This is a genomic window from Mycoplasmopsis pullorum (assembly GCF_001900245.1).
In the GTDB taxonomy this organism is placed as follows: Bacteria; Bacillota_I; Bacilli_A; order Mycoplasmatales; family Metamycoplasmataceae; genus Mycoplasmopsis; species Mycoplasmopsis pullorum.
This window is the reverse complement of record NZ_CP017813.1, coordinates 948,337-962,464: the sequence shown is the minus strand read 5'-3', so window position 1 is coordinate 962,464 and position 14,128 is coordinate 948,337. Positions and strand designations below refer to the sequence as shown.

At 30.2% G+C, this 14,128-nt stretch carries 15 protein-coding genes and 1 tRNA gene; 7 read left to right on the top strand and 9 right to left on the bottom strand.

The annotated features are described in order from the left end of the window. Positions 1-48 precede the first annotated feature (48 nt). From BLA55_RS03920 to BLA55_RS03905, 4 genes are read right to left on the bottom strand one after another with little or no spacing between them, the layout of a single operon-like run. Positions 49-987 carry an IS3 family transposase gene (locus BLA55_RS03920; protein ID WP_084107693.1) on the bottom strand — a complete coding sequence of 313 codons (939 nt, stop codon included), beginning with the start codon at positions 985-987 and terminating at the stop codon, positions 49-51. Continuing rightward, on the bottom strand, positions 960-1,280 hold the full coding sequence (locus BLA55_RS03915; RefSeq protein WP_073372120.1) for a hypothetical protein: 321 nt from the start codon (positions 1,278-1,280) through the stop codon (positions 960-962). Before BLA55_RS03915 ends, BLA55_RS03920 begins: the two co-directional genes overlap by 28 nt. After that, on the bottom strand, positions 1,268-2,851 hold the full coding sequence (locus BLA55_RS03910; RefSeq protein WP_073372117.1) for an RNA-binding domain-containing protein: 1,584 nt from the start codon (positions 2,849-2,851) through the stop codon (positions 1,268-1,270). The genes BLA55_RS03915 and BLA55_RS03910 overlap by 13 nt, the downstream gene beginning before the upstream one ends. A gap of 33 nt (positions 2,852-2,884) precedes the next feature. Further along, positions 2,885-3,499, bottom strand: coding sequence for a DNA topoisomerase (locus tag BLA55_RS03905; RefSeq protein WP_073372116.1), 615 nt, complete (start codon positions 3,497-3,499; stop codon positions 2,885-2,887). 6 nt (positions 3,500-3,505) lie between these two features. Between BLA55_RS03905 and BLA55_RS04445 the strand changes: the two genes are divergently transcribed. Next, entirely contained in the window at positions 3,506-3,721 is a 216-nt protein-coding gene (locus BLA55_RS04445) for a hypothetical protein (protein WP_235631833.1), read from the top strand. Between the two features lie 3 nt (positions 3,722-3,724). After that, a complete protein-coding gene (locus BLA55_RS04440; RefSeq protein ID WP_256373990.1) occupies positions 3,725-3,910 on the top strand; it encodes a DNA cytosine methyltransferase in 186 nt (61 codons plus the stop codon). Between the two features lie 101 nt (positions 3,911-4,011). Here the strand turns inward: BLA55_RS04440 and BLA55_RS03895 are convergent, their stop codons facing one another. The 4 genes from BLA55_RS03895 to BLA55_RS03880 all read right to left on the bottom strand — a co-directional run bounded on the left by BLA55_RS03895 (position 4,012) and on the right by BLA55_RS03880 (position 8,848). Then, a complete protein-coding gene (locus BLA55_RS03895; RefSeq protein ID WP_073372115.1) occupies positions 4,012-5,187 on the bottom strand; it encodes a hypothetical protein in 1,176 nt (391 codons plus the stop codon). 303 nt (positions 5,188-5,490) lie between these two features. Then, positions 5,491-7,029 (bottom strand): MATE family efflux transporter, encoded by a 1,539-nt coding sequence (locus BLA55_RS03890; RefSeq protein WP_073372114.1) that lies wholly within the window; start codon positions 7,027-7,029, stop codon positions 5,491-5,493. Between the two features lie 200 nt (positions 7,030-7,229). Further along, positions 7,230-8,639 carry a M17 family metallopeptidase gene (locus BLA55_RS03885; RefSeq protein WP_073372113.1) on the bottom strand — a complete coding sequence of 470 codons (1,410 nt, stop codon included), beginning with the start codon at positions 8,637-8,639 and terminating at the stop codon, positions 7,230-7,232. Between the two features lie 125 nt (positions 8,640-8,764). Next, positions 8,765-8,848, bottom strand: a tRNA-Leu gene (locus BLA55_RS03880). A 427-nt stretch (positions 8,849-9,275) separates the two neighbouring features. Between BLA55_RS03880 and BLA55_RS03875 the strand changes: the two genes are divergently transcribed. Further along, the gene (locus tag BLA55_RS03875; protein ID WP_157089890.1) at positions 9,276-9,752 is read left to right on the top strand and encodes a hypothetical protein; all 477 of its coding nucleotides are present in this window, start codon (positions 9,276-9,278) and stop codon (positions 9,750-9,752) included. A gap of 156 nt (positions 9,753-9,908) precedes the next feature. On the opposite strand, the gene BLA55_RS03870 is transcribed toward BLA55_RS03875, so the two are convergent. Next, entirely contained in the window at positions 9,909-10,127 is a 219-nt protein-coding gene (locus BLA55_RS03870; protein ID WP_073372111.1) for a TM2 domain-containing protein, read from the bottom strand. Positions 10,128-10,254: 127 nt separating this feature from the next. Here BLA55_RS03870 and rpsT point away from each other — a divergent pair, with 127 nt between their 5' ends. From rpsT to BLA55_RS03850, 4 genes are all read left to right on the top strand, one after another. Then, entirely contained in the window at positions 10,255-10,515 is a 261-nt protein-coding gene (gene rpsT, locus BLA55_RS03865) for a 30S ribosomal protein S20 (RefSeq protein ID WP_073372110.1), read from the top strand. 286 nt (positions 10,516-10,801) lie between these two features. Continuing rightward, entirely contained in the window at positions 10,802-12,922 is a 2,121-nt protein-coding gene (locus BLA55_RS03860; protein WP_073372109.1) for a P68 family surface lipoprotein, read from the top strand. A gap of 4 nt (positions 12,923-12,926) precedes the next feature. Then, the gene (locus BLA55_RS03855) at positions 12,927-13,436 is read left to right on the top strand and encodes a hypothetical protein (RefSeq protein ID WP_157089931.1); all 510 of its coding nucleotides are present in this window, start codon (positions 12,927-12,929) and stop codon (positions 13,434-13,436) included. Beyond that, positions 13,405-14,103: a hypothetical protein gene (locus BLA55_RS03850; RefSeq protein WP_073372744.1), complete on the top strand. Its 699-nt coding sequence runs from the start codon at positions 13,405-13,407 to the stop codon at positions 14,101-14,103. The genes BLA55_RS03855 and BLA55_RS03850 overlap by 32 nt, the downstream gene beginning before the upstream one ends. Positions 14,104-14,128: the final 25 nt, after the last annotated feature.

Below are 14,128 nucleotides of genomic sequence, written 5' to 3'. Positions count from 1 at the left end.
AACTCGAAGTAAAATAAACTAGGACAACGAAAATGGACAAAAGCTTATTTATTGTCCGCAAACACCTCAAAAATCTTGAGGTGTTTTTCATTTCAATGAAGATTGAATTCTCTCATTGTTGTATCAAAGTATAAAATTGTCGATAATTGATTTTAATTCGGAAAAATTTATCTTTGTCACGTCGATTAATTTTAAACACTCAGATTTTAAAATTGAGAAAAAATATTCAACTTCTCGGTTATCTAATGAATTTCCAATTCTCGCCATAGAAACTACACCATTATTGTTTTGAATTGATTCTAAATATTTTTTTGATGAATATTGAAATCCATGGTCAGAATGTGCTATTCATTTTTTGTTAAATTTGATTTTAGACATATGTTTCATAACAAGTTCCAAATCATTTGTTTTTGAAATGTTGTAATTTACAATATATTTACTTCTATGGTCGATTGCAATAGATAAAAATACAAAATTGTTTTCACAATCTCTAGGTGCAGGAATGTAGGTAACGTCTGTTGCTATTATTTGATTATTTTCACCATTGTAGTCACGCTGAACAAGATCTAAGAATTTAACACTTGTATCTTTTTGTTCTCTTTGTTTTCTTTTTCTACGGATTACACAGAACAATCCTAATCTATTCATAATTCTTCCTAAAGTCCTATAATTAAGATAAATTTGATATTTTTCTCTAATATAATTTGCTAACCTTACTCTTCCAAACAAGCATTTATTCTTTTTAAATGCTTCGATTATTAGATCGTCATGTTTATTCTTATTTATTACTAATTTATTAGTTTTCTCTTGACCATTTTTAATGTTATGAATAGTTGATTTAGATTTATTAAAGGTAACGCTTAAACGTCTTGATGAAATTGATGATTTCTCGATTTTAGATATGCCAACTTCAATATTATTTTTATCAAAAGAATCTTTAAAGATTTCCAAAATTTCAATTAATTGCTCTTTTGGCATTTTTTTCATTCTTTTCTAGCAATTTCTACTGGTGTTATTTTTCTCTTTTTTGGTCGACCTGTACCTTTTCCTTTTTTAGTAGCTTTACCTGTTTGTGAGTTTAAATCAATCATTCCTAAATTATATCTATTATATTTTGATACGAAATATTTTCTTGTGTATCGTGACTTATTATCAAAATAGCTCACACCTCTAATTGAGCGATAAAAAGATTCGAATTCATTTTTGCCTAAAACTCCGTTCTTGTAATCGTGATATTTTTCAAATAATTCTAATCATTGTATTTCTTTTAATTGTTTCATTTCACTAACTCTATAAAAAAACTCGAAACATGGAATGTCCATATTTCGAGTCCTAGTTTACCCGACTTAGTTGAGCCTTTTCTGGTGATTCTTCCATTCTCTTTTAGAAGATTAATATTGTACTTCACACCATTAATTGAAGCTCCAATCCTTTCTGCGAGTTCCTTGATTGTAATATGCGGATTTGCACTCATCAAGTCAATAATTTGCTTACTCATGGAAGTTTCTTTTCCAATTTCTAGGCCAGTTTCTAGGTTAGTACTAGCCAAGAAATGATCCTTTAAGAATTCAGGCTGAATATAAATAATTGCATTTGTATAATTTCCTAAATCGTCATTTGGTAAAAAGACAATATCAGGGGAAAGATTAGCTTCCATAGCTTCTTTTGTCCTTCTGATTCCAGAACCATATGATTCAATCAAATCTAAAGCATAAAACATATCTTTTAATTCTTTATTCAGGTACTCTCTTTTATCAAAACTTCTCTCCTTATTCAAAGCTTCAATTGTAACCGGAGGAAGTGGACGATTCGGATTTACAAAAGAGATTCTATCTTTATAAACATAGATTCCAACATATTCATCCTCATCGTACTCTTTGTGTAAAATTGCATTTGTTGCTAATTCTTCAAACGCTGAAACAGGATAGTTATAAATAATCTTGTGTTCCATGTGATCTGGATAACGTAAAGTATAAGAACGCATGATATTGTCTTGAAAGTAGCGAACAACCTGCTTTGCTTGTAACCATACTGGAGCATCGAATGTTGTTCTCTCCATCTTATCTGTTCCATCAATTTCACGAATGATTTCTACTTGTGCATTAGGAATAAAGCGATTTGGTTTTTCGCAAAACATCAAAACAGCAAAGTTTTTTGCTCTAAATCCACCATATTCACTTTCATCAATTAATCCTAATGCCTTTGCCATTTCTATTTTAGAAAGACTTCTAAGATCCTCTTTGGCTCCTGTCAAAGTAAGATATTCTTTCATATATTCATAGCTCAAATCATCAAGCGTAGCTGTTTTATTTAAACTTGAACTGAAATTAAAATTTGCAAATTTCTTTAGTAGCTCAAATTCTTCTGTAGTATTGGGTAGCTTTGAATCTCTTGAAACTCGAATATATCTTCCAGATTTAAGTCCGATCTCCTTATCCTTTTCAGCTTTCTCGGTCGTTTGACATGGCCCTTTTACGCTTGGCTCAACAGCAATGACAATATAGTATTCATCATCAATCTTATCTTGAATAAGCTGATAGCTAATTTTAGGTGTGATGTAGGAAAGTAATGATTTAAGCCGATTTTCAATACTCTCAATCATTGCTTCTTTAATGCCGGAGATTGGACGCTTTGGGATGGCCTTTTCTTTTGTTTCTTTATCATCCACTTCCTCTACACCAATAAAAATCAGTCCAATCTCATTATTCATGTAATTGTTTGCAAAAGCACATGCTGTCTTTAAGATTTTATCTTTAAATTGAGCTGATTTCTTATACTCGATATAGCTATTTTCAAGCACCTGTTTTTCTAAAATATCATGAGCCATTCTCTGTATATCAGAACGCTGCATTATAGCTCACCTCACCTTTGTATTTTTGTTTAATTATAACATTTCTTTGTGCCTATTACTATTATTTTCACAACCGCTACTTTTGATAATGACTGATTTCCTCAAGAATACCACCTTCAATCTCTTTCAAAAAGACCGCCTTATCCAACGCCCAGCAGTAACTTTACTCAGCTTTGTTTCCCGCTCCGCTGTGGTCTTTGCTGATTTAAAAGCTTCAGAAACAATGGTAACCAGTGCCACTCCCTTGTGTGTCGCAAGAAGGTTCTTTTTATCACGTTCCACAAATCCTTTAGAGATTAAACTCTCCAGAATGCCGGCTCTTGTGGCAGGTGTCCCTATTCCTTTTCTCTCCACTTCAATCCCTTTTTCCAAATCTTCCGTTCCCACAAGCTCCATCGCCTTTAGAAGTGTATCCTCGGTGTAGTGCTTTGAAGGATTTGTGAACTTTTCTTTGATTTCCCTTGCTTGAATTTCATAGTTTTCGTTAGCTTCAATCTTTGGTAGTATGACTTCTTCTTTTTTCTTTGCATACTGCTTCATGTACTTTGTAAAACCTTCTCCCACAATGACTTTGCTACTATTGGTAAACTCAAAATCCTCAAATATCACCATCACCTTTGTGGTTTGCTCTACAAGCGGATAGCCCATACTTGCGTGAAGCTTAGCAGCAACCAAGTCATTATATTAGAAAAGTCGGTTAATGATAAATATACCATTTCTGATGCTTTACGAGAAGGTCATCAAAGTCGTAAACAACAACACCTTAAGAACGGAAATGGATTTGGTTATTCTTTATTTAATGAAGAAAGTGAATACGCTAATACTATTTCAGCTCGTTATTATAAGGATGAAAGTGAAATCTTGATTTAACAAATTGGTAAAAATCCTCGTAAATTAACACCGCGTGAAGCTAGTCGTTTACAGGGGTTTCCAAGCGAATTTATCATTCCTGTGAGCGACACGCAAGCATATAAGCAATTTGGTAACTCTGTTGCTGTACCAGTAATTCATGCAATTTCTCAAAACATTTTAAAAGTGTTAGACCAAAATTCATTGTAGATAATTGATCAAAGAAACAACGAATTGAATTTATAGCCATTTTAGACTAGGAACAACAAAAAACACAGAAACTTAATTCTGTGTTTTTTATTTGAAAGAAATTATTTTTTAGATTTTTTAAGAGAAACACCAATAACTGCTGCTAATAGCAATACAGCTATAACAGTAGAAATGATAAATGGTGTTTTTCAACTAGTTGAGTTATTGTTGGTCTTTACACTATTTTTGTGGTTATTAAGGTCAGTTTGTGTTTCTAATAATTTGTTTTGAAGATCGCTTAATGCTTTTTTAATTGTGTCGTTGTATTGATCAACAGTGGCTGTTAATTCGATGTTGTAATTTAAGTCTAATTCTTTAAAAATGTTGTTTACAGCTTTAATGAAATCAACTAATTTTGAATCATTATCATTTGCTAAAGCAGCTAAAGCTTGTAATTCGATAATTTTATTTGTCTGTGCTTGATTTTCAGCTAAAAGTTTTGAATATTCACCTCTTTGAGCAACAAGTTGAGCAGCAATTTTAGCAAGTTCTTGGTCTTTTAATTTACCTGCTTCTTTTAGTTTTTCAATTTCACTTTTTGCTTTTTCTAAAAGAGCTTTTAATTCTTCAATTTGTCTATCTTGACTTAATTTCACTTCTAATGCATCTGAAGCTAATTTTTCTGCTGTTTCGACACTCACTTTACTTGTTAATTTAATTAATTCGATGTATTTTATTAATAAATGATAAGTAGATGGAGATGAAGGAAATTTTGAACTAATTCTTTCTGAATTAGCTTTTAAAAGAGCGACATTTTTTTCATCAGTATCTAATAAGCTTTCGATAGCCATTAAAGCTTCATATTGTTTTAACATTTCATAAGCGGCTGGTAGAACTTCATGAGATACAATATTAATTATACCTTGAACATTTTCAGCTGTCTGTTCTGTACTGATAGCCATATCATGTTTTTCCTTAAACTCATTTCAATATTCTTCAAGATATTTTTCACCGAAGTTAATTCCGTCACCATATTTAGTTTTTATTTCTGTTACTTTATTATTAAAAAGATTTTTATAATATTGAGTACCAGCTAAAGACATACCTGCTAAACTGTACTTTTGACTAATGCTATTATTTGGCATCCCAACAAGAGTACCATAAACAGCCTGAAGTACTTCATTAACTTTTTGTTCCGATGAATCATTATTTGCAGCTGACATAACTGGTGAAATAGCAATAGGAGCAGCAACTGAACCTAGTCCTAAAATTAATAATTTCTTATTGAATCTTTTCATGTATAATTTCCTCTTTTTTGATCAAAAATAAGTTTGAAATTTATATGTAAAATACAATTTCATTCACATTATACAACTAGCTCCTTTTTTTTTTTTTTTTTTGTAAAAATACATAGAAAAATATGAAATTTCGTTTTTTTATGAAAAAAATTACCGCATTTTCATTTCAAAGTACATTTTTTCAAATATTTTCAGGAATTAATATCAAAATTAAATTACAGTGAAAAAAGATTGATGCCTTAAGGAAATTACAAAAAAACACACAAAGCAACGGTTGTACTTGTGTGTTTTAAATTAATAATTTTATTCGGATTTCGCTACTTTTTTCTTGTGAAAATTAAATTTTTCGTGAGTTAGATTACGGTCTCAACGAATATTGTAGTAGACAATTTCAAAAATTGCAAGTTTAACAATATCTGATAAGAAAAAGACTAAGTAGAATCAAACAACGTTTAAATCTCATTTATTAGGAGCAACAAAAACATAAGTTAAAAGAGCTAATCAAGCAAGTTGTAAGGCGCCAGTGATAAATTCTAAGAGTGAGATAACGTTATTTCTACCACCAGCAGAAATTAACCTTGCACTGGTGATAAATCAAGCTCAAAATGGACTAAAAGCTAACATGATAATCAATGTACCAATTAGATATTCATTATAAACTTTTTTAACCGCTTCTAATGTTTCTTGAGTTTGGTTTGGATTTGAAAGAGCTCAGTTTTTAATTGCTGAGTTTGAAAAGAGTCCAATGTGTGGAAGAATAAAAAGAAAGATTGAGAAAAAGAGTGACATGCACACTTGCATCATAAAGTGGAATCCTTTGAGTTGATTTCCATTTTTAACAGCAATATCAAATTCACTACGACCTAGATGCATACCAACATATTTAGTGATATTGGCACTAAAGGAAGCGAATGTTGCAGTAAAGATACCAGTAAAAGTAGCTGTAATTGATAAAACCGCCACGTTCATAATGTTATATGCATTATCAGTATGAGCACTATTGTAGAAAATTTGTCTTACGGTGTTAAATGCAACAGCACTTGAAGATAATAGAATTGACGGAAAACGTTTAACGAATTGAATAAAAATAATTGGTGAAACATGAAAGAGTTGTCATGGAAAGACATTTAATTCTCTACGTTTGATATATAAGAATAAGAAATTCATAACCAGAGCCGAAACACGAGCGATGACACTAGCTAAAGCAGCACCAATAACCCCCATGTTTAGGGCATACATAAAAATCGAGTTGAATGTAATATTAACACATAAAGTTGTGATGGTCGAGTACATTGAATATTTTCCAAGACCTATTTCACGTAATAAATTTCCAGATGTAAAGGTTCAGATTAATAAAATTCAAGCAATTGCAATATATTTTAGATAATCCTGTGCCAATCGTACAATTTCATCGTAACTTTGACCGGATTCATTATTACGCGGACCAGCAACTAATTCAATCATAGCTTGTGGAGTTGCGTAAGCAAAAACTAAAATGACAATAACCACGATTGCACTGAGAATAATTCTTAAGCTGATAACTTCGCGGGTTTTCTTAATATTACCAGCTCCTAAATATTGTCCAACCAAAGTAGCACCGATAAATCCAATTCCGGTAAAAATCGCTAAAATGATTGAAGTATAGAAGTTGGCAAAGCTTAGTGCTGAAGTACCACCATTAACCGTTAAGACCATGAAGTTGTCGACAAAGTTATTAAAGGCAAAACACAATCCTGATAAAACAACCGGAAAAGCGTGAATGAAGTATTCTCATCACTGTCGTTTTGAATCTGGAAAATGAACACTAAAAAAAGTTTTGAACCATTTTTGAATCATAAACATTAATATTCCTTTCAAACTAACATTAATTAAATTTCTTATCTCTTATTCAAAATATATACTTTAAATTTTATAATATTTCTCTTTTTTGCAAAACCGCTAGCTTAAATTTTACTTGTGAGTAGTCGCGGTTGCAATTTAGCAATGATACACAAAAAGAGAATAAAAAATATATGTATTAAAAAATACATATATCCTCAGTATTATTTTTCTTCTTTTTTACTTGAGCATCCGCAAGAAGTACCAAGTGCTAATTGAGTTAAAGTTTTAACCATAACTCCGGTAGGTCTGTGTCCTAAATCAGCAGTTCCGGCAACGTCTAAGTGAATGTATTCAACACCTTCGGTGAATTCTTTTAAGAACATAGCGGCTGAAGAACTACCTCCACCACGACCACTTAAGTCAGTGTTTTTTAAGTCAGCAACAACTGAGTTTCTAATTTCTTTAGCAAATGCTTCGTCTAATGGCATTCTTCAAACTAATTCGTGTTGTTTATCAGCGGCAGCTTTTAATTCTTCTCATGCTTTTTCGCTTGTTGCTCATGTTCCGGTGTATGTTGAACCTAAAGCAACTAAGATAGCTCCGGTTAAAGTTGCCACATCAACTAAACGAGTTGCTTTTAAGTTTCTAACTGCGTATGTTAATCCATCAGCCATTACTAAACGACCTTCAGCATCTGTGTTGTTGATTTCAACTGTTTTTCCGTTCATACTTGTTCATACTGAATCAGGTAATGAAGCGTCTCCGTTTACACGGTTGTCAGTAATACACATTACAGCCGCTACGTTAACTTTTGGTTGTAATTGAGCAATCGCTTTAAGAGCTCCGGCTACAATTGCACTACCTGACATGTCGAATTTCATTCCTAACATGTGTCCACCAGTTTTGATGTTGTATCCACCAGAGTCGAATGTAATTCCTTTTCCAACGTAAACAGTTTTTTGGTCACTTTCAGGATTTCCGTTGTATTCAATCACAACTACACGAGGTTCATACATACTTCCGCGGTTAACTGAAAGTAATAATCCCATTTTTTGCTCTTCGATTTGTGCCTTATTTAAAACAGTAACTTTTAAGTTTTCGTGTTGTTTTAAATCATTTGCTACAAAATCAGCTAATCATTCTGAATTACAGATATTTGGTGGTGTAACTTGTAAATCACGTACAAAGTTTACTGCTTGAGATAATACTAAAGCTTCAGTTAAAGCTTTTTCGTATTCACTTTGGTTTGCACTTGAATATAAACTAATTTCGTGTTTTACTTCTTTTTCTTTAGTTTTAGCATTTCATAATTGTGCATTTGTGTAGTTAATAGCTTCAACAAAAGCTTTAACAACACCTTTAATGCATAATCCTTCACCAACAAATGAGTCTAAGTTAACTTGGTAAGCACGTGTGTTAGCACTTGCTAAGTTTTTAGCGAAAGCATAGACATCGTCATATTTTAATTTACCTTTTTCTCCAAGGTAAACCAAAGCTTCGTTTTTATCGAAATATTCAGTAATTTGTGAATTTTTTTCTAAAAGTGTTTTTGGATATTCATCACCTTTAAAAACCGCTTTTAATTGCATTAAATCACTTCTTAATTGTGATGTAATTTCTTTGATAATCATATTTTTCCTTTCTTCTAATTCATATTAATTAAATTTTAATACTTTAAATTTTTTTTAAAAGGAAAATCATTTTGACTAAGGCAAAAAAAAAAAAAAAAAAACGACACTCAATGTCGCAATTTTTCTGGTGCCCAAGACAGGACTTGAACCTGCACGGATTGCTCCAGCGGATTTTGAGTCCGCAGCGTCTACCATTCCACCACTTGGGCTTGTAATATTATTTTATCATATTCTTCAAAAGCATAAAATCAACAAATCTTTAATTTTAAATTAAATATAATTTCAAGAAACAAAAACGAAAATAAATTAATTTTCATAATTTTTAGGCAAAATCGACTTTTTTATGAAAAAACATGTCATAAAATGCAAAAATTCATCAATTAATTTGCACTTTTTGCATTTTATGCATATATAAAACTATAATTAAAATGAGTAGATAAAAAAGAAGGTCAAATGTTGTGCTTAAATATTAGAAAATTACACTTAGCAAAATGAATTTACACGAATAAACCAAAGTTGTTTGATAACACGATTAAGTTTAATTTTTTTCTATTTTTATATGAATTATACTCAAAAATAGAATACGATGTTTGTGATTTTAAATACTTAGTACTTTATAAAAGATATCCAATTTTTATGAATGTATTACATGATTTAAAAAAAGAAAAAACACAATTAATTAAACTTCTTCAATCTGAAGAATTTAAAAACACAAGTTATGCGATAAATAAAAATAGAGCTATTTTGTGTGCTTTTCTTGCAACTGTTTTGACCAGAAAAGAAATTCAAAACTTTATTTATAATTTCAACATAATTCGTAAAAGATACATCGATGAAAATCTTAAAATTCATATTAATGAAAAAGATTTAGATCATAGTGATATTTTATTATTGCAATGACTTAAAGATTATTATCCAGTCGAATTTATTAAAAAAACTAAAATTTGTCATTTAGGAAATAATTACGTCTTAATTCCTGAACAAAAATTTGAAGAAATCTCCTTAGAACAAATTTTTGATTTTAGAAATATTTTATATAGTTTGAATTTAGCCAATCCAGTTGAATGTGACTTACAAGATGGTTCGCTTGTAATTGTAACTAAGCGTAAATAAACTACAAACTTTCACTTTTGTGATGCTAAAGTAATCTCCGTTAAATAAATGGAGATTTTTTTCACTTTTTGAATTGAATTTAGTTAATAAAAAATCTCTATCGCAGTGCAATAGAGTTTGAATTTTAATTTCTCTAGAATATTTCGTATCTTATGTTTATCAGTTTTGAATATATAATCCAAAATTATCTTTTTGTCTTCCAGCAACTGCTAAAATAAAATCAACAAAATTTCAAATATATAAAGTAAATACACCTAATAATAATTTAGCAATACCTAATCCAATTCTACCAGCATAAAATCGATCAATCGCTAATGCTCCTAAGAAGAAACTCAATATAACAAGAACAACACGACTTTTGTTTGATACAGTCATTTTGACTCCTTTTCACATCTAATATATGAATTAATTTTATCATTTCTTTTGTCTTTTTGATATAATAAACACGATTTTTCTATATTTTTAAAAATATATAAAAATGTATGAAAAAGGGAGGTTTAACATGGCAAATATTAAATCTAAAATCAAAAGCATTTCAAAAATGGAAGCTGCTAGAGTTAAAAACGCTGCTATGAAATCACGTGTACGTAAAGCTATTAGAGCTGCACGTGAAGCAGTTTTAGCAAAAGATGAAAAAGTTGCTGAAAAAGTTGCTTTAGCACACTCATTAATTGGAAAAGCTGTGAAAAAAGGTGTTTTCCACGCTAATAAAGGTGCTAGAAAACACTCACGTTTAGATGATTTTGTAAACAAAAACAAATAATTTAAACTCACTAAATAAACTATGACCGAATTTTTTTGGAATTCGCAAATAGTTTATTTTTTTATTTTTGTTCTGCTTGATTTATTTAATATAAAAATGTTTCTCCACTGTTGTGTGAAACTCTAAAACGAAAATAATTTTCACTAAAAAATGTAATTTTTAGCTTTAAAATCCGTTTTTTATTTTTTTCCATGTTTTTTCCACAATTGAATAAAAATTCAGATTCTACAGAAATAAATAATATAATTATTTGTGTATTTATTTGCAATCAATTTCAAGGAGAAAAATGAAAACAAAATTTAAAACTTTATTAACTGTTGCGAGTGCTTCAATGCTTGCTGCACCATTGCTTTCAGCAGCTTGTGGTGCTAAAGGACGTTTTGATCAAAATGATGATAAAAAGATCATTATTACTTCTGGTTTTTCAGAAACTAATAAACAAGGTAAAGCACTACAAGCAATTGTTGATTATTACAACGCTAATGTGGTCGCACCAAACAATCTTTATCCAATTGAAATAGTTAGAGTTGGTGGATATACAACAACTTCTATTGTTCAAGGTCTTAAAGCACGTGATAAAAGTGGTTCAATCGGTAACTTGATCTTTAACTATCCTGCAGCAGCAGCTGAAATCGCTGAATATGACATGAGTTTAGATTTTAAAGGAATTAGTGGTTTAGATAATATTGCCGACCAATTCTTAGACATTAACAAAAAAATCGCTGGAATTAATGATGGTGAAATTGTATTTATTCCTACTTCAAAATCAACTTCAATATTAACAATTAACTTGCCATTATTAGGTAAAATCATTTCAGATTTAGAAGCTAAAGGACTTGCGGTTGATAAATCTGAATCAAATAAAATTATTAATAAAGCTATTGAAAAATGATCATCTGCAAGCGAAGATGCTGATAAAGCTATGATTAATAAAAAATGAGATGGTGCTTTTGATGAAAAATCATGAAACGAAGCAGCAGACTTAAGAACAGGATTTACTCTTTCAGATACTACTTTCGGTAATTGAAATGATTATTTAAAATTCATTACAATTGTAAGATCATACTACAATCCAGAAAAAGTTTCTTACATCGCTTCAACAGACTCATTCCCTAATGATTTCTATACAAGTGCTGCACAAAACGGTATTACATTATTCCCTAAAACTAATGCAGCTGGTACTGAAATTTACGGTGGATTTGACTTTACATCATACAAAAAATCAGGTACTGCAGAATATGATGGAATTAAGAAAATTTTTGATATTTTTAATCCAGCTATTTCTACTAGTTCATTAATTATTAATGGTGATGGATCATATGGTTCAACTCGTTTCTCAAAACATGAATATCTTGCAACAATTGGATCAAGTGCTGGAGTTTCATATAACTATGTATCTGGTAAAGCTGCACAAGTTGATGGCGCTAAATTCATTAACGCTAAATTCAAAGATAAGAAAAATGATCTTACTGAAATTTTAACTGATGATGAAAGAAAAACAACTAATTTATACGTTGTAGAATCTTCTAGCGATGATGGTATCAAATTTATCGATGGTTCTTATCAAAATAGTATTTATTTAAGTACTAATGATAAACAAAAACCTGATAAATTAAAACACGATGGTAAATTAACAAGTGCAGAACAAGATGCTACTTTAAAAGCATTTGGTAATGGTAAAAACTATGTAATTGTTGTTGCAGATGCTAATTCTACTGCAGTTTCTTCTGATTCAAAAGGAATCGTTACATTTAAAGGAATCCAATTGAGTGATAAAAGTAAGTTATTAGGTGAAATCGACTTTAGATTAGGTAAAAAACAACTTTACTTAATTGATCCTGCAGAATTTGAAATTACACTAGCTTCTGCAAGTTCATTTGTTAATAGTGATGAAGTTTATAACTTAATGGCACCTACAAAAGCTACAGCAGAATCTGATAAAAGTTACATTGTAGGACAAGGACCATCTATTATCGGAATTCACTCTAATGCTAATGAAGACGAACAAACAAGAAAATTTGTTGAATGATTTATTTCTACTACAGTTGAAGAATTGCGAATTCCTAATGGAAAAAATCCAGATAAAAGTGATAAGTTTCAAACATTTACAAACAAAAAACCAATCGATATTTTCAATGAATTTGGTAACTACTTAAACACTACAAAAGAATTCTTTGACCAACCAAAAGGTTTATTCGCTAAAGAAGGTACACCACACAACTTAATTTTTAAAGCATTCCAAGCACTTGTTACACATCCTGAAAGTAACTTCTTGGTAGAAGATCCAGGTGCAACTGAAGCTGATAGAGTTAGAAAAGCTATTTCTACTACTGCAAAAAGTCTTGTTACTGGAAATAAAGTTAAACCTGCTGAAGCATTAGCAAAATTCAGAAGAGGAATTGAATAATTTAATGTTCAAAATCGTTAATAAACGAAGAAAAATACTTACCCTATCTACGGGTATTTTTCTTACAACTCTAGCAGTACCAATGCTTTCAAGTCAATGTGCTCCTTCTAACAAAGCTTTTTCAATTAATGAATTTGATTTTGATAATTTAACCAAAGACATTGATAATAAAATTATTAAATATACAAAATATAATTACTTCAGTGGTGTTTCGACCGAAGTCACACAAAACTTTTGAGAATACTATCATGCTGTTGATGCTGAAATTGTTAGAGTAATTGATGGAGATACAGTTGTAGTTAAATTCGATGATTTAAAATTAGCTCAAGAACAATCAGGAGCGGAAAGTCATATTACTGAAAATCAGATTAATATTCGTATTCCATTTATTGATACTCCTGAAGCTTATGTTGTGGATCCATTTGTTTCAGCCTCTAACAAACAAAAAGAAAAAACACCAGAAGAAATTCAAGCTATTTTTGATGCTCAACAAGCAAAAAATTGATGAAGCTAAAAAAGCTGGTGATCAAAAACAAGTAACAGTTGAAGAAGCTAATCTTGAAATATTGAAAAATAAATTGAAAATTAATCGAATCGAAAGAACTTTATCAGAATTAGATACAGAATTTGCTAAATCAGTATTAAAAGTAGGAAAAAAAGTTAAATTAATTGCAGATAATTGAGCGACAAGATCATATGATAGATATGTGACACACATTTTATATCAAGATGAAACTAGCGGTCAGTGAAAATTATATGCACTTGAACTTTTAAAAAATGGTTATACCTTACCAATTATTAATGACACTACAGTAGTTGCATATAACACATATAAGAAAAATGAAGAAAATGAACCAAATCCTTCATTTGAACTTTTAGCAACACCATATATTGCTAATGCATATAACTATGGTTTTATAAATCAAAAAGGTTTTTATTCTCCTGAAACTGTAAATAAAGTAAACAATATTCTAAAAGAAAAATATGGTATTGAAAATGTTTTAAATAAACGAATTGAAAAACCTGATGATTTAGTTGTTTTCTATAGTGAACACGGTAAAAGTTTTAGTAGTGCAAGAGAATTTTTCATGTTGCCAAGCAATCCAGAATTTGGTGGTTTAGAAACAAGAAAAAATTATTATAAACTAAATGGAATTTCGAAAATTAAGAATGTCAATTAACATTAAATTCTAGAAATCTATTAAA